Here is a 19909-nt window from a genome sequence, read left to right as displayed (position 1 = left end):
AATCAGCCTCCCCATCCGTTCAGCACGCGCAGGATTTCATGCTCAACGCGCTTTTCGTAGGTGTCGCGGATCGTTTCGTCCATCTTCTCGATGACTTCTTCGTTCCGCATCATGTGTCCGGTAGACGGACCAAACTTCTGCTCCACAGGAAAGCGCGGAGAGCCGACGCGCTCGAAAACGGCAGTCGGGCCGAAAATGCGGGCCACGAATGCGTGTTGAAGCGTCGCAGCTCCGCCGTTGCGCTTTACCTGTGTCTGCACGGTGCCGTCCCGGCTGTATGTGGTGTTGAAGGTCAGCAGCGGGAGCACGGTGCCGGAGAAACTGATGCTCATACCCATCACGCCTCCCGCACCGCCTGTGATGTGGGTCTTGGAGTGAACTCTCCGCATGAATTCACCCTTGTTGATGGTGTACTCGGCGGCTGCGAACTGTCCGGCGCGGGTCTTGGCTGTATCTCCGGCGCGCCTCAACGCGGAGAAAGCCGCCTTGTAAACGCCGCCCGGAACATTGTGCAGCAGCTTGTTCACGCGCTCCAGGCTGCCATCGCCGACCTCATTGACGCGGATAAAGCTCATTCGTCCACCGCCTCCAATTCCACGCGCAGCATACCCATCTCACAGACCGAGGACGCGACATAGAACTCCCGGAAGAAGCCGCCGCCGCCCTCCTGGTCGTTGATCCTGATACGCTGCCCCCGCTCCGGCTGCACCCCGCCGAGATCGGACAGGGCGCAGTGGAGAACGGAGGAAACGATGTAAAGCCCCTGGGCATGGTCGCTCATCAGCTGGCGGCGGTCCTTCTCCTTCAGGCCGGAGAGGACGATGGGAATATCCTCGTAGGTCGCCCCGTCGTACTTGACGGTGCGCTTTTCCGCGAACTCGTCGCAGTTGAGGAACACGCCGAAGTTGTCGCGGGCGACCATATCCTTGAAGCCGCTCATACCACAGGCGCCTCCGGCGTCAGCACAGGGGGCGCTTCGCCGTCGTCCACGCCGTCATCGTCCTCGGCGATCGCGTCCTCCAGCGGAACATCCGTAATGGCGGCGATCAGCTGCGCCTTGGTCTTGAGCTTAGCGGTGTCGATGCCCATCTCCTTGGCAAGCTCCGCGAGCTTGGCGTTGGTCAGCGTTTTAAGCTGCTCGGGGTCAAGATGGGCGCTTTCCGCGCCCTCTGCGCCCTCGTCGCCGTTAGATGGGTCAGCGCCAGCCCCGCTGCCGTCCTCGCCCTCATGGGGCGTTGCAACAGCGGGAGAGGGCGTTTCCTCGGCGGGGCGGGCGACACACAGGGCAAAAAGGCGCTGCGCCTCCTCTTCGGAGACCTCGCAGATACCGCCGCGGTCGATGGGAATGGGGTGCTTCGAGCCATCCGGCCTGTAGCCGTATGTGCCGCAGATGATCTCAATTTTCGTCATAGCCGTCTCCTTTCCGCGCCGGGTCAGGACACAACTTCGGCCGCGTAGATGTACGGGCAGTAGTTGTGAGGAGCAGCCAGGGGGCGAGCGCCCAGACGCAGCTTGCGGATGTCCGCCTCCTGGTTCAGAGAGAACTTCGGAACGCGGGCCGCGGCATGACTGGCAAAGGCGGTGGAGCCGTAGTCGATCTGGGTGATCTGACCGTACATCAGATGGCCGCAGCCAGGGGCGGTGACCATCGCAGAGGTGGCGGGGAAATACTTCTGCTCGGTACCGTTGTTGTCGATGTAGGTTTCGTCTACGGAGATCAGGTTCAGCTTGAAGCCGCCGAAATTAAGCGTACCCATATAGACCACGCCATCGTAGCGGCTGAGCTCCTGGTCGATAGTACCGATGATGATGCCGCTGTTGCGGTCGAGCAGCTTCTGCACCTTCTCCATGTCGAGGATCGCGTCGGCTGCGTCAGAGCCGAGCACCAGGTCGGCCGCGCGCAGGCCGCGCTTGGAGAGCTTGCGGCACATGGCCTTCACATCGCCGAAGAAGTCGCCGCCCGTGGCGTTCCACTTGGTGGCCACGGTATAGGTGTGGTCGCTGGCGTCATCGAAGAACTTGACATACAGCTTCTCACCCTCGGTCTTGTCGTCGATGTAGGTCTGCATGGTGCAGGCGTTGTTGATCATGGTCTGCGCGCATATCCACTCCTCGCGGCACACGATGCGGCGGTCCATGTCGGTCAGATCGTCCAGCTGCAGACGCGCCGCGCGCTGGGCAGGGGTGCTGTTGGCGTAGATCGCCTCGCCGAATCCGCGCTTGGTCAGGTCGTCCAGCGTCAGCAGACGGGACGGCGCGATGAAAGCAGGCTGGTACTCATGGATGGCATAGCCGATGCGGTCCATGGGGATGTCACCGGCGCGGGCGGAGACGAACGCCGCCATCTTACGGTCGCCCTTGCGGTACTCGGTCAGCACCTTGTCGCAGGCGAAGATGTCGCGCTCCCCGGTGGGGAAGTAGCGGTCGCGGAAAAAGGTCTGCTGAGGAACGATCTCCTCGGTGATCGCCATCAGCACATAGGTGTCAAAGAAATTCAGTTCAGAAGCCATTGTTGATTCCCTCCTTAGTTGGCAGCGGCAGCAGCCTTGAAGACGATGCCGCGCATACGCAGATTGTCCTTGTCGCCCTCGGTAATGTTGTAGGCGCTGGCAACGGTCACCTTGCCGATGTCGAAGCAGCCGGCGGTGTAGACCGCCACCTTCTCGTCGGCAGCGGTGCCGACATCGATGTCGTCGCACAGGATGCAGTCGGGGGTCAGGGTCTCGTTTTCCTTGGCCGTGCTGCCGAGAACGACCAGCTTGCCGTCGCCGGCCGTGCCGGAGGACTTGGCAAGAATGGTGCCGCGCTTGAGCGTGGCCGCAGCGGACAGCTTGCGGATAACGCCGCCGCGCACTTCGGGCGCGGGCTTGATGTCGGTAATCAGACCGTCAAAGGTCATCTCGCCGAGCTTTTCACTCAGATTGATCATGTTCTTAGCCCTCCTTCTTCTTGCCCAGCAGGTCAGCGACCATGCTCCGGGCGTTGGTCATGCGCGCCTCGGGGGTGTCGTTCTCCTCGCCGTCTTCGCCCTCGGGCTTTTCGACTGCGGGGGCAGGAGCGGCGGGAACGCCCTCGGCGCCGGATTCCTCGCTGTCGTCCTTCAGATCGGACAGAAACTTCTTGCCCTGCTTGGCGGCGTTCTTGGCCGCTGCCATCAGCAGGTCGGCAGCAGAGCAGGGCTTGTCGCCGTACTTGGCCTGCTGCACGTCCGTCGCGTCGAGCAGACCGGAAATCTCGTCGATCTCCTGCATACGCGTACGCTCGGCCTGGATCGCGGTGTTGACCGCCTCAGTGTGATCGACGGAAGCGCGGGCGTCGGCCTCCACCTGGGCGATCTCGTCCGGGTACTTCGCCCGGAGCTCTTCCTTAGTCATGGAAATTCCTCCTTCATCGCCGGTGACTTCCGGCTTGTTTTTATCTGTCTCAACCGGGGCGGAGGCCTCGGGTGTGACCGTGGGAATGTTGTCCGGCGCAAACATGCCGGGGGCAAGGTGTATCTGCCGCCCGTTCACGAACAGGCAGCGCCCGTCCGCGCTGGCGGCGATGCTGGTCGGCTCCGCGTCCTCGATCAGCTCGTCCGCAAAGCCCTTGTCGATGGCCTCGCGGCCTGTCATATAGGTCGTGTCCGCCATCATGTGGGAGATCACCGTGGCCGACAGCCCGGTCTTGCGCGTGTAGACCTCCATCTGCATCTTGTCCCACGCATCCTGCTGGGTGGCCTGTTCCCGCAGCTCGTCGGCGTTGTAGCCGCCCCACAGGAAGGTCCAGCATTTGTGGATCATGACGAGGCTGGAGGGATTGACCCTGACCGTATCGCAGGCGCACATGATAAGACTGCCGCCGCTCATGGCAACGCCGTCCACGATGCAGGTAAGCTTCGTGCCGTTCCGCGCAAGCTCCCGCAGGCGGTTGTGGATCATGTTGGACGCTCCGGCGTCGCCGCCGTAGCTGTTCATGCGGATAGTGATGGACGTGCAGCCGGAGATCTGCTTGAGGTCCTCCAAAAACTCGGAGAGCAGGATGTACTGCCCCTCGACGGGCTCGCCCCACCAGTTCGTAGGCTGCTCCTCGTAGATGTCTCCATACATGGTGATCTCGGCATCACTGCCGTCCACCGTGGCCATCGTATAGACCTTTTTCGAGATGCTGACGGCGGGAGACTTTCGCCCAGCTCTCTTTGCCGGAATACTCATGCGCATTACCTCTTTTCTTTCCAAATATCGCTTGACGGAATGTAGGGACTGTTCAGCCACTCGCGGATTCCCGCACGGCAGTTCTCGTTGCAGCGGCGCTCCATGTTCTTCGGGCAATAGGCGCAGTAGTCGCTTGCATAGTTCCAGATGGCGAGCGCCATGCTCCGCACATTCAGGCTCTGCAGATGCTCGAAGTTAGTCTTCATCGCCGTCACCTTCTTTCGGCGATGCCGATACAACGGTGACCTTGTTGCCTCCTGCCTGTGTCAGCAGCTCGTTTTCACGCTGCAGCTGCTCCACGTTCTCCTCCCAGTCGCCGCCGCTCATTTCGCGGCTGACCTGTTCGTGGGTCTTGATGGCGTTGTCGATCAGCATGAGGGCGGCTTCCGCCTCCTTCTTGGGGTCAAGGCTGCCCTGCACAGGGCCGATCCAGCGCGCACCGCACCATGCCTCCCGCACAAGGGGATCCGTGAAGAAGCCGGGGGCGTTGATGCGCCCCAGAGCGACCGCTTCGGCCAGGAACATCTCATAGACCGGCTGGCAGAAGTCGTCCACAAACCACTTCCGGCGCATTTTGAATGCTTCCCACGCCTCCAGCAGCGCGCCTCGGCTTGCGGAATAGGAGCTGTTGAACTCCTTGATCAGCACATCGTAAGGCAGCTCTAAGGCTGCGCCGACCAGCTTGCACAGCGTCTTGACAAAGGTCTCAAAGCCAGCGGTGGGGATGTTCGGATTGCCGAAGTTGACCTTTTCCCCGGGGGCGAGGTGCGTCACCGTACCCGGTCCCATCTCGTACTCGTTGTCATCATCGGAGATGTTGTTCGCCACCGGTCCGCCGTCCGCGTTGACCTCGGCGGGGACACTGGCAATATCTCCTGCGCCGACCTCGTTGAAGGGTGTATCGGAGGGGTCGGTCTCCGTTTCGATCCATGCAGTGAAGAAGCTCTGCACCAGCGCCGCCATCAGCTCGGACTCCGTATAGCGCCGAAGCTGGAGCAGCGGCTCGATGACCTGCGCCAGATAAGGAACGCCGCGGTACTGGTCCGGGCGCTCACTGTCCATGATGTGGAGAATGTTCGGCAGGCCGGTCTTGGCGCCGTAGGCCTCAACACGCTGCCACTTCTGCGGCTCGCTGGTGATCTGGTGCGGGTAGGTGTTGCTGATGTGATAGGCGACCACGCGGCCGTTGCCATCCACCTCCACGCCGTCGTAGACCTTGTGGCCTGCGCCGGGCTTTCCCTCGGGGATCTTGCCCTCCACGAAGCCGCCGATGGTTACACCGCCGCCATATTCGCTTGGCGTGCAGGCGCGGTCCGCCTCCACGATGTGCAGCCGCAGGGTATAGGGGTTTAGCGGTGTTGCCGGGTATCGCTTGACCAGCGCGAACACGTCGCCGCTGAGCAGCCACGACTTCAAGGCGAGCTGCTGCAAACTCTCAAAGTTGTTCAGGCCCAGCGCGTCGCAGTTCTGCTTTTTCCCTGCCCACAGCCGGAATTCCATCTCCGCCGCGTGCTGCCACTTCTTCGCCGCCTCCGGGGAGATGCCCAGCACCTCGCGGTCCACGGACGCTTTGAGCGTCAGCCCCGTCCCGATGACCTTGGTGCGGTTGGTATTGATCGCCGCCGTAGCCACCGGCGCGGCCATGTAGAGCATTCGCGCCCTCTGCCGCAGGGTGGCGTTGTTGCGGTTGATGTCCTCATTGGGAGCGCCGCTGTCCGGAACAAATCCCTTGAGCGCCCGCCGCGTCAAGCTGGCCCCGGCTTCGCTGTACCCCTTCGCCTGCGGCGCGGCTGCGCGGCGGCGGTCTTTCTTGTTGCTCAATGCTTATCGCCTCCCGTTTTCGGAATAAAAAAACAGGCCGCCCGGCGGCGAAAGGAGCAAACTCCGCCAGGCTGCCTGTGCAAAAAGCCCTTTCGGGCGCTTTGCCGGTATCATTTTCGTGACCTCACGAAAAAGGTCACCAGTCGCGTGGAACGATGCCGAAAGCCTTTCTCGGCTTGCGGCCGTTCAGCTCCGCTAAAAGCTCATCGACCTTCTTCTCCGCGTCCTCGATCTCGTCCTTCAGGTCGGGCAGGTCGAAGCGCGTCAGCTCGCGGTCGTCGATGACATAGCTTTTTACGCCGCCATCCACAAGAGCCAGATATGCGGCGCGCAGCTTTGAGAGGGCGCTCTGCCAGAAGTCCAGCCGCGCCCGCAGTTCAACTTTATCCATATCGGACACCTCACCAATCGTCGTAGTATTTCTTTCCGCTTCTGCGCTTCGGCCTCTGCTTGGCGGCGGGAGGCGGCATGACAGGCGTTGCAACAGGGGCAGGAGCGTGTTCGCCGCCCGCCTCCTTTAGCCGCCTGTCTATCTCGTCCAGGTTCTTAGGAAGCGCCTTGAACGCCGCCAGCGCATAGTTGCGGCAGTCCAGCGCCTCGTTGCGCTCGTGGCCGGGGATCTTCTTCCACTGCCACGGCTGCTTTTTGTTGGGGTCGTAGACCTTGACCTCGGAGAGCAGCCCTGTGAAGTAGCCGGAGCCGTAGTCATCCCGCTTGGGGAAGTGACAATATTTCGCGCCCGGTGTCTGTACGCGCAGGTTGTCCATGATGACCTCCTTGCCGGAGTCAACGCCGATCTGGTACTGCCAGCAGGTGCCGACCGCCGTCTGCTTGATGATGATCTTCTGCTTTTTCGGCGGCGCGGTGTAGGGCTTATCGCTGCCGGGCATACCCTTGATGCAGAACACCTTTTTGCCCAGCCGCGCCCGGCACTGCATACGGACCTCCTGCGTGAAGTGTCCGCCCTCGTCCACAAAGGACATTGACATTTTCAGCCCCACGCCGTTCTCAAAGCGCAGAACGCGATCAAATACCAGCTCGTCCAGCTGCGCCCATACGGCATCGTCGTCGGGCCGTCCCATGACGATGCCCTTCTCAATGCCCCAGGTCTCACCAAAGTGGCCGTGGCCGACGATCTCATATTCCATGCGGTCGTCCTGGGTATCGACACCGGCCGTCAGAACAAGCACGCCCTCCGGCAGCTCAGCCGGGTATTCCTCCCGGCGCGCCATCAGACTGTCCTCGTCCTCCAGGTCTCCGCGATCCTCCCACAGCTCGCCGAAGCAGGTGTTGTAGACGACCTGCATCTTGCGGGTACTGCCGATGGCGTTCAGGTATTTCAGAATGATGGATTCCCAACTCGCCCACTGGCTGACAAAGGCGTTCAGCCAGAACGAGCGCGTGCCCTGCTCATAGGCGGCGGGGTTGTCCGCCTCCCATCTTGCCGGGGCGCGCTTCATTTCCGCCTCGGTGGAGATGCAGCCGCAGCCGGGGCAGGCATAGCAGACGCTGCGGACCTTGTAGGTCTTTTTCCCCGCGACGATGATCTCGTCGTGCTCAAAGCGGATGTCCGCCCATTGGATCTCGTGATACTCGCCGCAATGAGGGCAGCGGGATTTCCACCGCTCCATCGTGCCGGTCGCGTAGGCGGCTTCAATGGCGCTGGCGTTTTTGACGGTGGGCGTGGACACCTCAGCGCTTTTCGCGTTGTAGAATGTCGTCTGCCGCGCCATCGCCAGATCCCACGGGTCGCCCTCGTTACCAGCAGACAGCGCCCAGCGGTCGCGCTCGTCGCCCAGCACATAGCGGATAGGCTTTGACGCCAGAGCGTGGGCCTCGGTGGAGCCGCACATCGTGAGGATGCCTCCGGGGTAGGTCTTTTGCAGAATGGTGTTGCCGCTGTCACGGCTCTTGGGGTCGCTGACCTTCTTTCGCAGCGTGGGGCAGTCGCGGATCATCGGCGCGATGCGGAGCTTGGAATACTCCTTTGCGTCAATGGTGGTAGGGTGGACAAACAGGATCGAGCCGGGGTCCTGGTCGATCACATAGCCGATGCAGTTATTGAGAAATTCAGACTTACCGACCTGGGACGCAGCCACCATGACGATGTGCCGTATCTTTGGGTCGGTCCATGCGTTCATCGGCTCGCGGAGATAGGGGGTGCGCTCGGTGCGCCACGGTCCGGGCTCTGCGGCGCTCTCGGCAGACAGGCGGCGATTCTGCTCCGCCCATTCGGTCACGGTCAGGTCGTCCGGCGGCTTCATGCCGGCCAAGACTTTCCCGATGACGGCATTCAGCCTCTTTACCCGCTCGCGGGCCTCTTTCTCCTCTATGAGCCGGCGCGTTTCCTTATCCGTCATCGGCATCACGCCCGCTGTCAGCTTCCCAGGCCCTCCGCTCCCGGACGCGCTCCTCGTATTTCTTTGGGTCATAGCGGTAATTGGAGAGCTCCCGCATGGCCTTGTTGACCTCGCGGCGGATAATCTCGGCGGCCTCCGCTGGGGAGTTCGCCGAGGCCACGTCCACGGCCAGGCGGCCGGGCAGGGCCATCATCGCCCCGCGAATGGCATAGATCAAGTCGGTAGTCATCGCGGCCACGTCCTCGCTCCGGTGCATGGTACCTTTCAGCTCCTCGGCCTCCAGCTTGGCGATGGTGGCCTTGGACGCTTTCATCGTCGTTTCCGCCACGCGGCGGGTCTTCTCCAGCTTCTTGTCCTCCTCGTCCATCGGACCGTCAGACAGGAACTTGATATATCGCTGGACGGAATCAGCCAGCCGGAAGAAACCCTTGCGGCAGGTCGGCACGGTGCCGTCCTGCGCCATCTGCTGCACGCGCCGGGCAGACACGCCCAGCACCGTCGCCAGCTCTGTTGTGCTGACCTCAGTCTCGTCGGTAATCTTCTCGCTTTGTCCAGCCATATAGCAAACTCCTTTCCGTGGCGATGGAGCGGGACTCACCAGAATTGCACTGGAGCACCGCCCAGAGGCGGCGAGACCATTATCCCGCGCTGTGGTCTTATCTTCATAGGAGGCCTTTATCGAAACTCTCCCCACATTCTCGCGGAGAAGAGCGGATAAAGCAGAGGGAATTACGGCAGATACCGCCGCAGGTGCCTCGATTGGCACCAAAAGCATCGGCTGGTGCGTAACGAAATGCCTGATTTTTGCCTTGGTAACTACGCTTTTTTCGGGGTCGGCGAGCCCGCGGCGTGTGGGGCGGGGGTCGTCACAGTACCTTTTGCCGTCGTCGCCTGTTGCAACGCATTTCCCCGCCCTCAGCGCGACGATGCCGAGAGGGGGAGGGAGCAACACAGCCAGACGCAGATACGCCGCTCTCGTGCGATGTATGCGCCTGGCTGTGGTATTGTGTTATAACTTCGTCAGCAATTCCGCATGGCTATACCCCTTAACGCCCTTGGTCATCATGCCGAGGAAGTCATCACGCGAGAAATCAGAGAGCCGGAATACTTCTTCGGGTTTCATTCCGAGCTGTTTGCCGATCTCCTGAACGGACTTGCCCTCGTCCAGCAGCCGCTTTACGATGGCTTTCATCGGCTCAAGCAGATGTGTACCACGAGCGCGGTTGTGTGTGACGGTGCCGTAAATATCCTCGGTCGCGTCATCATGCCGCACGATTACCACCGGCACCTTGCCTTTGAGCATGGTGTGCAGCGGCTCCTCTCCGGCCACGGTCCAGCGGTGAAAGCCGTCGATGATGGTGTAGTCGGGACGCACGACGATGGGAAGCGTCCAGCCATTGGTCATGATCGATTGCACCAGCAGTTTCAGATTCTCACGGTTGACCTTGTTGGGGTTGTAGTCATTGGGCTTGAGCTGCTCCCGGTCTACCCATTGCAGGGAGGATAACGGGGCGAACAGATCCGCGTCAGCCATTTGCCTCACCTCCCTTCCGGAAGCGCTTGGCGTAATCGGCATAGGCGCAGGATATGTCCTGATAGATGGCGCGCAGGGTGCGGAGCTTGGGATCTCCAGCAGTCAGACCGCCGTACATTTTCTTGTAGTCGCGCGGCCGCGCCATTCCGTCCATCTGAATGAACATCTTGCGGTACTGCTTGGCGATCTTGCGCTTATGCTCCGTATTGAAGAAGTCTCCCGGGCGGACGAACAGCATCTCCTTCAGGAGCGCACGGTAGTCCTTGGTGTCCTCGCCCTCCAGCTCCCGGCGCTTCCTTGTGGTGCGGTGGAACATTTCGCTGTCCCAGTACAGCATGGCAAGGTAGGCGTTCGGCTCGCGCCGAAGGACGCGCTCCATGAGCGATGGGTCATATTCGCCCAGGTGTACCAGCACGGGTACGGTATCAACAGAGAAGAACTGCGACACGCGCAGCTGATTCCGATTGACGCCGACCTGATACATCTGCAGGTAGACCTCGGGGACTTCGATGCGCTGGTCTCGCAGGTACAGCCAGACGTCCGCCGTCTTCCAGTCGTAGATGGGATAGATGGTGTTCGTGCCAGTGATGCCCTTCGCGCCCATATTCAGTGCCGCCATGTATTGGAGCCGCTGAATGGACTCTGCCGCGCGGACGCCGGTGATCATGATGCCGTCCATCGTCACGCGGGGCAGGAAGGATTGATAGTTGTCGATGCGCGGCCGAAGCTGCGGGTGATTGCGGATGGCAAAGGGCGGCGGCTGCCGCACCCAGACATCGCGCTTGCGTCGATCCCAGCAGACGAAGGTTTCATCGCTGGACAGCTCATTGAGACAGCTGAAATGCTTGACCTCGATGCACCACCATTGAAACTTGGCGCCGGCAAGCAGGAACTTCTTCCGCCACGCCTTGGTCGTTGCTTCAATGGAATCGAAGATTGCCTCCTCGTCCACGAAAAGGACGGTCAACTGCGAGGGATTGATCTCTCCAGCCTGGATCAGCTTATAGGTCAGGTCGGCAAGAACGATGCTGTCCTTGCCGCCGGAAAACGAGAGGTATACGGGGACGCCGTTGGAAAATACATTCTTGATCCGCTGGCGCGCCGCAGTCACAACGTCGATGTCTGAGCTGATGCGCTTTACAGCCATATCCGCTCACCACATTTCGGGCAGAGGATAAACCTCTTAGCGGGCTCGGTGGAAGACGCTGTGCCGCTCTGTGCGGGTGCAACTTCCTCAGCCTGCGCCGCAGCAGCTTCTTCCCGGGCGGCGTATTTCTCGCGCGTCTCGGTGATGGCCGCAGCCTGCTCCGGCTCAATGGTGCCGTACTCAAGCAGGGCGTCGCTGGCTTCGTCAGCCTCCATCACCATCGCACGAAGAAGATCCTCTTCGTAGCCGGGAATGTCCAGGTCGTCTTTCAGGTCAAGGATAAAAGCGTCCAGCGCGGCCAGATCGTCAACGCCCAGGTCAAAGACGCGGTTATCGGCCAGCATGAGCTTTTTCTTCTCCGCCTCAGTCAGTCCAGACACGACATAGCAGTCCGCCTCTGTGCGGCCGAGGGACAGCAGCGTTTCATACAAGCCGTTGCCGGCGAGAATAACGCCGTCCTCGTCGACCACGATGGGGCGGATCTGACCGAACATTTCGACAGAGCGTCGGAACTCCTTCAGCTGCTTGTCGGTGTGCATTCGGACATTCCGATCCGGTCGCCGCAGCTCGGTCAGAGGCTTCTTTATGACCTTCATGCCTGCACCCCCTTCAAGAAGGCGCGAGCGCTGTCGATCTTTTCAGCCGCCGCAAGGACGATGCTGGGGTCGATATCGTAGACCTCGTGCCAGCCGTTCTCGATGCTGCCCGTCCATTGGCGGGCGGGCCACGGGTGAGTGCCGCACAGATATCCGTTCTTCCAGCCGTAGATCGGCGGAAGCGGGAGCTGATGGTAGTGAATATAGGCAAGGATGTGCTCATGCTTCCACGCAGCGAGCGGGCTGAATCGCGTAACACCTTTGCCATCGGTATAGATATTGCTGTTGCGACCGACATAATTGCCGTCCGCACGGCGGCGGCCGAGAATGATGACGTCCAGCTCGTGCGCCTTGAAGTATTCACGCTGCGCTCGGTGCTGCACGATAGAAAACCATCGTCCGGCCGCGGCGGAGTCCTTGGGGAAAAGCATCTCTTGATGCTTTGCCAGCCAGTCGATATCCTGATGCGTGTTGATGACTTCGCAGCCCGCCGGCTTATGCTCCCCAATCCACGCGGCAAAGGCGGGGTATTCCAGGTCGCACACGCCGATCATACTATCGGTGACGCCGGCCGCTTCACAGAGCTTGCCAAGGACAATACTGTCCTTACCAGCGCTCCATGCGTAGGCAGCACACTTCCCAGCCGTCACGGCCTTGATGTCCGCCACGGTCGCGGCAGTAAGTTCGTCCAGCTCTGCGCGGGAAACGGCTTCTTCGATAGTTGCAACGGCATCCAGCCACGCGCCGTTGTCGATCCTCTGCTTCCTTCCGAGACTCATGCTCTCACCGCCTTTCTCGAGGCGATAACAGCGACAAGGCCGCTGGACAGGACGGTCGTCAGACTGCCTGCCGCTTTCACAGCCGGTATGCCGGCGAGATTGCCGTAGGCGAAGATCGGAAGCCCGACACACAGCGCGGTCAGCACACCGGCAAAAACGCCCTTGCCCGTCAGCTTCTTACCGAGCAGCGTCATGACCGTCGGCAGCAGCGTCGAAGCGCGGAGCGTTCCGTAGAACAGGAACAGGTATGTCACCGTCAGGCCGGGAATGTTGGCGATGGCGATAGCCACGATCAGCAGGCAAAGCATGGTGCGGCGCGAAGTCTGCACCGTATCCTTCCCAATGCCGAGCCAGTCTGTCGTGAGCGACGCTGCCGCGCAAAGGTTGCTATCCACCGTGGAGAGCAGGCCGGAGATAATCATAAACAGGAACGGGACCAGCACCCATGTCGGAAGCAGCGAGGAAACGAATTCAAAGTTGACCATGCCGGTGTCGCTGGCCGCAAAGCCGGAGCCTGCGGCAAGGAAGCCCACCGTTCCCATGCAGATCGGAACGAGCGCAAACAAAAGCGCACCGGCAAAAAACGATCTGCCGATGCGGTCGCGCCTGATTGCGAAAGCTCGTTGCCAGAAGCACTGATCCCCGAACGGGCCGGAGATCAGACCGACAGCCATCGGCAGACCGTAGCCCAGCAAGACTTCAATGCCCGCGGAGGAGGTGAGCGAGGTATATTCTCCGGAGACAGCACCGAGCCCTGCCCGTACCGTGTCAAAGCCGCCGGTCATGCGAAGGCTCAGAACGACCAGTAGAGCGCCACCTATGAGAATAATGCCCAGCTGGACAACATCGGTGATGATGGAGGCTTTCAGCCCGGAGAAGCGGGAGTAGGAATATGCGATAGCTGCCAGGGCGAGCGTCATGCTCCAGAATGGCAGCCCCGTAATGAGGGCCAGCGTCTTTCCCCCGGCGAGCAGCTGCACTGCCGTTGAAAGAACGGCCAGCGCGCCGAGCTGGAATGAGTAGACGCCCTTGACCTTGCCGGAGTGATAGCGCTCCGCCATGTAGCCGGTCAAGGTGATGCCCTCCGGGTACTGCGCCCGGATTCTTTTTGCAAAGGGGATAAACAGGATCAGGCACAGCACATTCGGTACCGTAAACCAGAACATCCCCGGGATGCCGCGCGTATAGGCCATCTCCGAGGAAGTGAACAGTGAGGGAGCCCAAATCCAAGTGGCGGCGATGCTCATGGCGGCAATCACCGAGCCGATGCGCCGGTCCGCCACATGGAAGCCCTCTGCGTCGGTCGTCTTTCGGGTGAACATCAGCGTGACACCGATCATCAGCACCGCATAGACGGCCAGAATGACAATTCCGAACATTTTGGAAATCTCCTTTTATGATGTCACCGCTGCCCTCTGCTGGCGAACATCGGACCCGGCGCATGACCGGCGCGCAAGGAGTAACGCGCAGGCCTCAACCTCCTTCCCAAACGAATGACGGCCACCCCGCGAGGGATGGCCGCCTGGCTTATGTAGGATTTTACGAGTCTAATCCTAATACATGGTGCGGGGAATATCAAGAAACGAGTTGCAACAGCGAAGAACAGCTTTTAACTACCGAGGTAGCGGTAACACACCATCTTTACCGAATCCTCCGAATTGCGGCCTCCTATGACCGCTGCGACCTCTTTCCATGCGAGCCCTCTCAGGAAGCGCAGCCGGAAGATCAGGCGCGTCTGGTCATCGTCGATGCCTTGAATGAACGGCATGATCTGCCCCTCGCTGGCCTTGACCTCTTCCTCCAGAAAGCCGACACGCGCATCCATATCCACGATCTCAGCTGCGAGGTCGCCGACCTTATCCTTTATGCCGGGAGTATGCGGCATACCTGTGAGGGCAGCCGCGCCGGGGCAAGCCGCGTCACGCAAGGACTGTAGCATCTCCCTTGCCCTTGCCAGTTTCTCTATCAGCTCAAAATGCTGATTCAATTCCGAAAGCGTCGTAATAGCTCACCCCAATCTGTTCTTACTTCCTCTTGCCACCCTGTCGGCTGACAGTCTCTCCAATCTGCATTTGCCGGTATGTTGGCTGCACTACCTCTACCGACACCACACGGGTATCTCCGTATCGCTCCAAATCCTGAGCGATCTGCTCCTTTATGCCAATGGCCTGCCCCGCCGGGGCGTTCACATGAACGGTGATGACGAGCATCATCGCACCGTCTGATAGGCGCGAGCTTTCTTGTTATAGGCCAGATCGACCGGCGCGCCGCAGGAAAGGCAGCTGTATGTGAAGACGTCCTCCTCGAAATTCGTCCGGTATTTGAAGTGCTTTCCGCACTTGCAGCGGATGTGCGCCGACGTGAGATCGTGCAGCGGCGTCTCTCCGTTGCAGGTTGCGCACCGATAGGACGAGATAGGCTGTTTTGCACAAAAGCCGCGCAGCTCGCCGCATTGTGCGCACCGAATAAGCAGAAATCCCTTGTATGTCTTCGGCGCGGTCTCCTCGGCTTCCGCTCTATCAGGGATAGCCCAGGCCTCTTTCGGCCCGAACATAGTCTCCGCACGGCTGGGCTTTGCACGAAGCAAAGTCGGCTCTGCCTTGTGTATCTCCGGCAGGGAGGCCTTCGTTGCAGCGCCGCGCCACACAGGGCGGCAGTCTATGCCGTTTCCGAGACGGCAATGCCATCTGTTCGCGCCGCTGAACTCCTCTTTCTCTCCGTGCTCACAATATTCGCAGTTGCCGTTCAGCCACAGCAGGGCGGCAATATCGGTCGCGGCGGCGTTGATTGCCTCCTCCGCTCCTGCGAACTCCTGCACCAAGTCAAAAAGGCGGCTGTAATCGTCATACTGAATACGCCCGTTCTCATTCAGCTCATTGATAAAATCGAGCAGGTTTTCAAATCGTTCCATAGAAGCTCCTTTTCATTCCATCACCACGCAACCACAGACTGTACATTGACCGTGAAAGTGTCCGTTGCTGCGCGCCCTTGCCCCGACCATCGTGCTCTTTCCTCCGCAGGAGGGGCAGTCCATGCGAACTTCCTCCGGCGGCTTGCTCCATTCCTCCGTAAGCGCATCGGGCAGAAACCTTTGACCGCAGAAGACACACCGCTCCAAGCTGTACGGCATATTCCCGCAGGAGGGGCATTCGGGATATCTGCCGCTCCAATAATCCTCAGCCCAGCGAATATGTACCGGCTCAGCCTTGCCGTTTTCCTTATCATCGGCGGCGGGCTGGTGTTCGCAGGTATCGCAGTAAAACTCCTTCTTGCAGACCAAGCCCTTATCCCAATGGCAGTACATAGTGAGATCTCCGGTATCAATCATTTCTGTCGTCCTCCTTCGGCGGCGCAGGCAGCGGCATCCAATAGACAACTGCAACATCGCTTCTATCTCCGATACCGACATGGACGCTCCATTCCGCCCTTTCGGGAGCGCACCAGCCCATATAGACGCCCCATCTTTCGTGCCAATACGCGACAACGAGGACATTGCTACGATCTTCCGGTAACCTCTCTTTTACAGATACCCATTTTGGCATCCGTTTTGTCGCAGCATTCAGCTTCAATTCGAGCCGGCCGGAATAGCGCTTGCTATCCTCGAACATCATCCCCATCTTTACGATTTCGTCCGGCATCAACTCTGTTGCTTCGTAGGAGGCAAGCCGCGCCAGTGCAACCTCGTACCCACGGCGGCAGTAAAGCCGCCCATCCTCGTCATACCATGTCAGCTTATCCATTGTGTTCCTCCCTCGACTTGAAGCTGCCTGCCGCCCGGCAGCCCCCCCAGTGGGGAGCGAAGCCGGTGCCGGTGGCCTTGTGCGGATCTTCGGTATACTCACAGGAGATAACCTCGCCGTTCGGCGTCACGATCTTTTTACTGCCGGAACGGGGCTTTTCGATGTAATAGCGCGGGGTGGCGTCACATGGCATAGACTTCCCGCCGGGTGTTCTGATCCAGACGATAGCCGCGCCGCAGCCTTTGCAGGTAGACGCTCTCATTCGTCGGTCACCTCCCCGAAAAGCTCATGTGTTCCGTCCTGGAGAGCCTTTTCATCGTCGGACATCTCGTAGCCCAGCTTGACGAGCAACGCATAGATGCGGTCCAGCTTCTCGTTTTCCTCATGCTTCATGGTGTAGCTGTTCCAGTAGCTGCGGAAATAGCCCTCGGACTTTCCGTCACCCAGGCGCGCATAGATCATTCGCAGGAGCGCCTTTTCGGGCGTCTTGCCGATCGCGTCGGTCACGGCCTGGAGCGTAAATGCGGCATCGTCCTCGCCGTCCTCGTCATCTTCGGCAAGGGTCTCGGCGCCAGTAGCCTGCGCGATCTCCTCTTCGGTGAGCCAACCGGTATCGTCCCAGTATTCGGCGTAGGCCCACAGCGCCACGATGTCCGCAAGGCGCTTTTTGATGGCGGCTGTGGAAACGGTAGCCACGAAGTCGGCGCGAAGCTCGTAGGCGCGGGCGGTTGCTTCGGACAGCGCCTTTTCTGCGGCGTCCTTTCGCTCCTGCTTCAGCTGCTCCTCGCGCTCTTTCGCTTCTTCCTCCGGGGTAAGTGCGGTAGGCTCATCCTTGACCATCAGCACAATATAACCCCATGTTTCGACGAAGAAGAAATACTCAATGGTATCGGCATCCTCCGGGCGATCCACTTTGACTTCGTCGTTAGTATAGAAGCTATTGACTCTCTTATATCCGGTCTTGTCGGTGATCTGCGTCGCAAAGGTACTCAGCTGCTCTACCCATAGGGCTTTACGCGCTTCTGCGGCTTCATCATTGATGGCCTGTTTCAGCTTGTACTTGAAGTTCTCGGTGCCGATGTAATCAAGCATTTCGTTCTTGCGCTCCGGGCTTTTCAGCTTGTCCAGCTCCATGTACTCGAACAGGCTGACGCCGCGCTCCTCGGACTTCTTGAATTTGTCCTTATCCAGCTCCAGGAGCTTCACACGGCGCCGGACAGTGGTGGCGGAAAAGCCGGACTTTTCCGCGATGTCCTCGACGGTATCGCCCATGTCAAGCATCATCTGGAAGCCCTGCGCCTGCTCATAGACCGTCAGATCGGACCGCTGCATATTCTCCGTGAGCATCGTACTCAGCTGCTCCCGCTCCGACATCTCGACCACGACGCAGGGAAGCTCCTCCAGACCGGCCAGCTTTGCGGCCGCAAGACGGCGGTGGCCGATGATAACGCGGTAGCTTTCTCCGTCCCACTTCTTTGTGATTTCCCCGATCAGCGGAACAACGGTGAGGTTTTGGAGTACGCCGTTGACCTTGATGCTCTCAGCCAGCTCGGTCACATCGCCCAGGTCCTTACGGGGGTTATCGGGATGCCTCCACAGTTTACTGACCGGAATGTACTTGATTTCTGCCATAAAACGCTCCTTTCTTACGCCGAGCTTTGCCCCTCGGCTGGGACAGTTTATTATTTTCGGCTCATGCCGTTCACGCGGCACCAGTGCCGCTGGGCCTGCTTCTTCCTCGCGGTGCGGCAGGCCGCGCAGAAGCGGTTTTCCTTGCGCTCGTAGAAGGTGCCGCCGCACCGTGCGCAATACTGAGGCTGAATACGCCGGAATGCTGTGCAGCTGTCGCAATCCGTACACCCTGCGGAGCATCCGCCAATGTCGTCCCAATTCATGCACATAAACCGCTGCCAGTAAGGATCATAGCCGAGATCGTTCATGCGCTTACGAAGGACCGTTGCCAGCGCGGATAGGTCGCGCCTGACCTGATGGCGGGTGCGGGAGATATAGAAGCCATGACGGACGTCCATTTCCGGCGCACCGTGCCCCCACGCGCCATCACCGAGCATTTCCCGCACCTTGTCGGCGTTCTCGGTCAGATAATCGTTGTAGACCTTGGAGCGGACGCACTTTTCGGAACGGCCGACCGCCTTGCCTATGGCAGCGTAGCTGTCGCCGTGGCGGATGCCGTCTGCCAGTATTTCAAAATCCTCGCTGGTCCATGTGCCGCGCTTTCCGGTCAGCTCCATCGAAACGGGGCGGTCCTTGATGCCGAGGTCACGACAACGGCGCGCGATCGCACCGTGAGAACGATGCATCATCTCGGAAATTTCCGCCCATGAGTACCTGTGCTTACTGAGCAGCATCTTCAGCCGAGAGTCCTCGTCCTCTCCCCACGGGTCTTTCCTCTGAATGGCGTATGCCTCAAAGTCTTTCTTGCGCTGCTCGGCTACCCAGCCCGGCTCCTCGCCGAGCGCCAACGGCTCCATTTTGGAAAAGTCGATGAAGCTGCGGTATCGCTCGGCCCACTCCCAGAACTCTTCAATGTAGACCACCCGAAAGCTGCAGCGGTTGACCTTTTTTGTGTGGACGGGCAAGCCGCGATTTTCGACCCAGCTTTTCATCTTGTAGCCGTAGGAGCTGCTTCCTCCGTTCACCGCCAGCAGGAGTTGATTTAGAGTGACATACTCGCCAGCCATCAATACCGCGCCTAAACCCAGACGCTGAGCTTTGACCTTGACGGCGTTTGTAGTACGATTGAGTTTCTTTGCGATGGCCGGAACAGAAATCTGCCCCCACTTTTCCATCAAATAATCTTCTTCCTCGGGCTTCCATGTCCGGCTCCCGAGAGGCGGCGGCTGCCGCATTCCGTTCCCTCCCATCAAAATAGAGTGAGCTGGCCGGTTTTCGTTTCCGCCAGCGGTTGAGATTGTTCCGGCGGCGCGGCAGGCGCCGGCGGCTCTGCCGGTACCTGCTCTGCCGCGTTCCGAAACAGGATATCCATTTGCGCCCCGATGCGGCGGTAGTGCCAGACATCGCGGAAATACATCGGTGTGTACCAGACCTGCGGACCGTCCTTTGGCAGCAGACCGCGGGCGTCGTAGCTGACGGACGGGCGCAGGAGCGAGTCGTCAATGACAACATAGCCGGGGCAGCCGAGCAAGCTAAGTTGGATGTAGCACATACACCCAGCGAGAAAATCTATGTCCTGCGCCACGAACAGCACCGAGGTCTGATAGTTGATATGCTGTCTCCGGCACTCATTGGCGAATGCGAGCAGCAGCGCACCGGCTCCGCAGGCGGGGTCGTTCACGGACACCCAGCCCTGCTTTTCTATCTGCGCCGTCATATCAGGCGCATAGGTCATCGCGGACATCGCCCTGCAGACACTGTACGGAGTGAAGAACTGTCCTTTCCATTCGTTTCCGAGGCCAAGTGCCATAAAAAGCTCACCGAGGAAGTCCTGCTCGGGATCACGCTCCAATTCGGCTACGACCTCAAGCAACATATCTGCAAAGACTTCCAGCTCCTTAGCGGAATACTTCTCTGCGCGGCTGCGGTACATTTCTTCCCTGGCCTTGGCCTGCGGGCCTCCCATCGTGTTGGCGATTGCGATGGCCGACATGATGATGAAGTCCTGCCAGATGTCCCAGCGGGAATACTTCCCACTCAGCCCTTCTATGAAGCGGACGATATTCTTCTGACTTTCCCCTCTGACGTGCCGCAGGGCGTTTCCCAT

Annotated in this window: 24 protein-coding genes; all 24 read right to left on the bottom strand. The window is 59.9% G+C overall.

Annotated features, from left to right (window positions below; translation table 11 throughout):
• Positions 1-2 precede the first annotated feature (2 nt).
• Entirely contained in the window at positions 3-575 is a 573-nt protein-coding gene (locus WMO66_RS03555; RefSeq protein ID WP_349135014.1) for a hypothetical protein, read from the bottom strand.
• Positions 572-940 (bottom strand): hypothetical protein, encoded by a 369-nt coding sequence (locus WMO66_RS03550; RefSeq protein ID WP_118358590.1) that lies wholly within the window; start codon positions 938-940, stop codon positions 572-574. The genes WMO66_RS03555 and WMO66_RS03550 overlap by 4 nt, the downstream gene beginning before the upstream one ends.
• On the bottom strand, positions 937-1410 hold the full coding sequence (locus WMO66_RS03545; RefSeq protein ID WP_349135013.1) for a Rho termination factor N-terminal domain-containing protein: 474 nt from the start codon (positions 1408-1410) through the stop codon (positions 937-939). Before WMO66_RS03545 ends, WMO66_RS03550 begins: the two co-directional genes overlap by 4 nt.
• 23 nt (positions 1411-1433) lie before the next feature.
• On the bottom strand, positions 1434-2510 hold the full coding sequence (locus WMO66_RS03540) for a major capsid protein (protein WP_349135012.1): 1077 nt from the start codon (positions 2508-2510) through the stop codon (positions 1434-1436).
• 14 nt (positions 2511-2524) lie between these two features.
• Positions 2525-2929, bottom strand: coding sequence for a head decoration protein (locus tag WMO66_RS03535; protein ID WP_349135011.1), 405 nt, complete (start codon positions 2927-2929; stop codon positions 2525-2527).
• A 4-nt stretch (positions 2930-2933) separates the two neighbouring features.
• Positions 2934-4193 (bottom strand): head maturation protease, ClpP-related, encoded by a 1260-nt coding sequence (locus tag WMO66_RS03530; protein WP_349135010.1) that lies wholly within the window; start codon positions 4191-4193, stop codon positions 2934-2936.
• Between the two features lie 5 nt (positions 4194-4198).
• The gene (locus WMO66_RS03525) at positions 4199-4399 is read right to left on the bottom strand and encodes a hypothetical protein (RefSeq protein ID WP_118729363.1); all 201 of its coding nucleotides are present in this window, start codon (positions 4397-4399) and stop codon (positions 4199-4201) included.
• Positions 4389-6014, bottom strand: a complete 1626-nt coding sequence (locus WMO66_RS03520; protein WP_349135009.1) for a phage portal protein — start codon at positions 6012-6014, stop codon at positions 4389-4391. The genes WMO66_RS03525 and WMO66_RS03520 overlap by 11 nt, the downstream gene beginning before the upstream one ends.
• 136 nt (positions 6015-6150) lie before the next feature.
• Positions 6151-6405: a DUF6148 family protein gene (locus tag WMO66_RS03515; RefSeq protein ID WP_118358604.1), complete on the bottom strand. Its 255-nt coding sequence runs from the start codon at positions 6403-6405 to the stop codon at positions 6151-6153.
• A 10-nt stretch (positions 6406-6415) separates the two neighbouring features.
• Positions 6416-8374 carry a phage terminase large subunit family protein gene (locus WMO66_RS03510; RefSeq protein ID WP_349135008.1) on the bottom strand — a complete coding sequence of 653 codons (1959 nt, stop codon included), beginning with the start codon at positions 8372-8374 and terminating at the stop codon, positions 6416-6418.
• Positions 8364-8933 (bottom strand): hypothetical protein, encoded by a 570-nt coding sequence (locus tag WMO66_RS03505; protein WP_349135007.1) that lies wholly within the window; start codon positions 8931-8933, stop codon positions 8364-8366. Before WMO66_RS03505 ends, WMO66_RS03510 begins: the two co-directional genes overlap by 11 nt.
• 450 nt (positions 8934-9383) lie before the next feature.
• Entirely contained in the window at positions 9384-9908 is a 525-nt protein-coding gene (locus tag WMO66_RS03500; protein ID WP_055270154.1) for an IbrB-like domain-containing protein, read from the bottom strand.
• On the bottom strand, positions 9901-11055 hold the full coding sequence (locus tag WMO66_RS03495; RefSeq protein WP_055270156.1) for a phosphoadenosine phosphosulfate reductase domain-containing protein: 1155 nt from the start codon (positions 11053-11055) through the stop codon (positions 9901-9903). The genes WMO66_RS03500 and WMO66_RS03495 overlap by 8 nt, the downstream gene beginning before the upstream one ends.
• Entirely contained in the window at positions 11046-11651 is a 606-nt protein-coding gene (locus tag WMO66_RS03490) for a ParB/Srx family N-terminal domain-containing protein (RefSeq protein ID WP_055270158.1), read from the bottom strand. Before WMO66_RS03490 ends, WMO66_RS03495 begins: the two co-directional genes overlap by 10 nt.
• Positions 11648-12430, bottom strand: coding sequence for a phosphoadenosine phosphosulfate reductase domain-containing protein (locus WMO66_RS03485; protein ID WP_349135006.1), 783 nt, complete (start codon positions 12428-12430; stop codon positions 11648-11650). The genes WMO66_RS03490 and WMO66_RS03485 overlap by 4 nt, the downstream gene beginning before the upstream one ends.
• The gene (locus tag WMO66_RS03480; RefSeq protein ID WP_349135005.1) at positions 12427-13809 is read right to left on the bottom strand and encodes a sodium:solute symporter family transporter; all 1383 of its coding nucleotides are present in this window, start codon (positions 13807-13809) and stop codon (positions 12427-12429) included. Before WMO66_RS03480 ends, WMO66_RS03485 begins: the two co-directional genes overlap by 4 nt.
• 230 nt (positions 13810-14039) lie before the next feature.
• A complete protein-coding gene (locus WMO66_RS03475) occupies positions 14040-14357 on the bottom strand; it encodes a hypothetical protein (protein WP_349135004.1) in 318 nt (105 codons plus the stop codon).
• 282 nt (positions 14358-14639) lie between these two features.
• Positions 14640-15341, bottom strand: coding sequence for a hypothetical protein (locus tag WMO66_RS03470; RefSeq protein ID WP_349135003.1), 702 nt, complete (start codon positions 15339-15341; stop codon positions 14640-14642).
• 12 nt (positions 15342-15353) lie between these two features.
• On the bottom strand, positions 15354-15758 hold the full coding sequence (locus tag WMO66_RS03465; protein WP_147574093.1) for a hypothetical protein: 405 nt from the start codon (positions 15756-15758) through the stop codon (positions 15354-15356).
• On the bottom strand, positions 15751-16170 hold the full coding sequence (locus tag WMO66_RS03460) for a DUF551 domain-containing protein (RefSeq protein WP_147574092.1): 420 nt from the start codon (positions 16168-16170) through the stop codon (positions 15751-15753). Before WMO66_RS03460 ends, WMO66_RS03465 begins: the two co-directional genes overlap by 8 nt.
• Positions 16163-16432 carry a hypothetical protein gene (locus WMO66_RS03455; protein WP_349135002.1) on the bottom strand — a complete coding sequence of 90 codons (270 nt, stop codon included), beginning with the start codon at positions 16430-16432 and terminating at the stop codon, positions 16163-16165. Before WMO66_RS03455 ends, WMO66_RS03460 begins: the two co-directional genes overlap by 8 nt.
• Positions 16429-17802 carry a ParB/RepB/Spo0J family partition protein gene (locus WMO66_RS03450; protein WP_349135001.1) on the bottom strand — a complete coding sequence of 458 codons (1374 nt, stop codon included), beginning with the start codon at positions 17800-17802 and terminating at the stop codon, positions 16429-16431. The genes WMO66_RS03455 and WMO66_RS03450 overlap by 4 nt, the downstream gene beginning before the upstream one ends.
• A gap of 50 nt (positions 17803-17852) precedes the next feature.
• Positions 17853-18977, bottom strand: a complete 1125-nt coding sequence (locus WMO66_RS03445) for a hypothetical protein (protein WP_349135020.1) — start codon at positions 18975-18977, stop codon at positions 17853-17855.
• Between the two features lie 74 nt (positions 18978-19051).
• Positions 19052-19909 carry an N-6 DNA methylase gene (locus tag WMO66_RS03440; protein ID WP_349135000.1) on the bottom strand — a complete coding sequence of 286 codons (858 nt, stop codon included), beginning with the start codon at positions 19907-19909 and terminating at the stop codon, positions 19052-19054.

Source organism: Faecousia intestinalis (genome assembly GCF_040096185.1).
Taxonomy (GTDB): Bacteria; Bacillota; Clostridia; order Oscillospirales; family Oscillospiraceae; genus JAZOXB01.
The sequence above is the reverse complement of the archived record's forward strand: the minus strand, read 5'-3'. Positions and strand labels throughout refer to the sequence as shown.

Excerpts from the sequence above, each read along its gene's own strand:
- WMO66_RS03555 (WP_349135014.1), bottom strand. The coding sequence starts at position 575 with ATGAGCTTTATCCGCGTCAATGAGGTCGGCGATGGCAGCCTGGAGCGC.
- WMO66_RS03550 (WP_118358590.1), bottom strand. The coding sequence starts at position 940 with ATGAGCGGCTTCAAGGATATGGTCGCCCGCGACAACTTCGGCGTGTTC.
- WMO66_RS03545 (WP_349135013.1), bottom strand. The coding sequence starts at position 1,410 with ATGACGAAAATTGAGATCATCTGCGGCACATACGGCTACAGGCCGGAT.
- WMO66_RS03540 (WP_349135012.1), bottom strand. The coding sequence starts at position 2,510 with ATGGCTTCTGAACTGAATTTCTTTGACACCTATGTGCTGATGGCGATC.
- WMO66_RS03535 (WP_349135011.1), bottom strand. The coding sequence starts at position 2,929 with ATGATCAATCTGAGTGAAAAGCTCGGCGAGATGACCTTTGACGGTCTG.
- WMO66_RS03530 (WP_349135010.1), bottom strand. The coding sequence starts at position 4,193 with ATGAGTATTCCGGCAAAGAGAGCTGGGCGAAAGTCTCCCGCCGTCAGC.
- WMO66_RS03525 (WP_118729363.1), bottom strand. The coding sequence starts at position 4,399 with ATGAAGACTAACTTCGAGCATCTGCAGAGCCTGAATGTGCGGAGCATG.
- WMO66_RS03515 (WP_118358604.1), bottom strand. The coding sequence starts at position 6,405 with ATGGATAAAGTTGAACTGCGGGCGCGGCTGGACTTCTGGCAGAGCGCC.
- WMO66_RS03510 (WP_349135008.1), bottom strand. The coding sequence starts at position 8,374 with ATGACGGATAAGGAAACGCGCCGGCTCATAGAGGAGAAAGAGGCCCGC.
- WMO66_RS03505 (WP_349135007.1), bottom strand. The coding sequence starts at position 8,933 with ATGGCTGGACAAAGCGAGAAGATTACCGACGAGACTGAGGTCAGCACA.
- WMO66_RS03500 (WP_055270154.1), bottom strand. The coding sequence starts at position 9,908 with ATGGCTGACGCGGATCTGTTCGCCCCGTTATCCTCCCTGCAATGGGTA.
- WMO66_RS03495 (WP_055270156.1), bottom strand. The coding sequence starts at position 11,055 with ATGGCTGTAAAGCGCATCAGCTCAGACATCGACGTTGTGACTGCGGCG.
- WMO66_RS03490 (WP_055270158.1), bottom strand. The coding sequence starts at position 11,651 with ATGAAGGTCATAAAGAAGCCTCTGACCGAGCTGCGGCGACCGGATCGG.
- WMO66_RS03485 (WP_349135006.1), bottom strand. The coding sequence starts at position 12,430 with ATGAGTCTCGGAAGGAAGCAGAGGATCGACAACGGCGCGTGGCTGGAT.
- WMO66_RS03480 (WP_349135005.1), bottom strand. The coding sequence starts at position 13,809 with ATGTTCGGAATTGTCATTCTGGCCGTCTATGCGGTGCTGATGATCGGT.
- WMO66_RS03470 (WP_349135003.1), bottom strand. The coding sequence starts at position 15,341 with ATGGAACGATTTGAAAACCTGCTCGATTTTATCAATGAGCTGAATGAG.
- WMO66_RS03465 (WP_147574093.1), bottom strand. The coding sequence starts at position 15,758 with ATGATTGATACCGGAGATCTCACTATGTACTGCCATTGGGATAAGGGC.
- WMO66_RS03460 (WP_147574092.1), bottom strand. The coding sequence starts at position 16,170 with ATGGATAAGCTGACATGGTATGACGAGGATGGGCGGCTTTACTGCCGC.
- WMO66_RS03455 (WP_349135002.1), bottom strand. The coding sequence starts at position 16,432 with ATGAGAGCGTCTACCTGCAAAGGCTGCGGCGCGGCTATCGTCTGGATC.
- WMO66_RS03450 (WP_349135001.1), bottom strand. The coding sequence starts at position 17,802 with ATGGCAGAAATCAAGTACATTCCGGTCAGTAAACTGTGGAGGCATCCC.
- WMO66_RS03445 (WP_349135020.1), bottom strand. The coding sequence starts at position 18,977 with ATGGAAAAGTGGGGGCAGATTTCTGTTCCGGCCATCGCAAAGAAACTC.
- WMO66_RS03440 (WP_349135000.1), bottom strand. The coding sequence starts at position 19,909 with ATGGGAAACGCCCTGCGGCACGTCAGAGGGGAAAGTCAGAAGAATATC.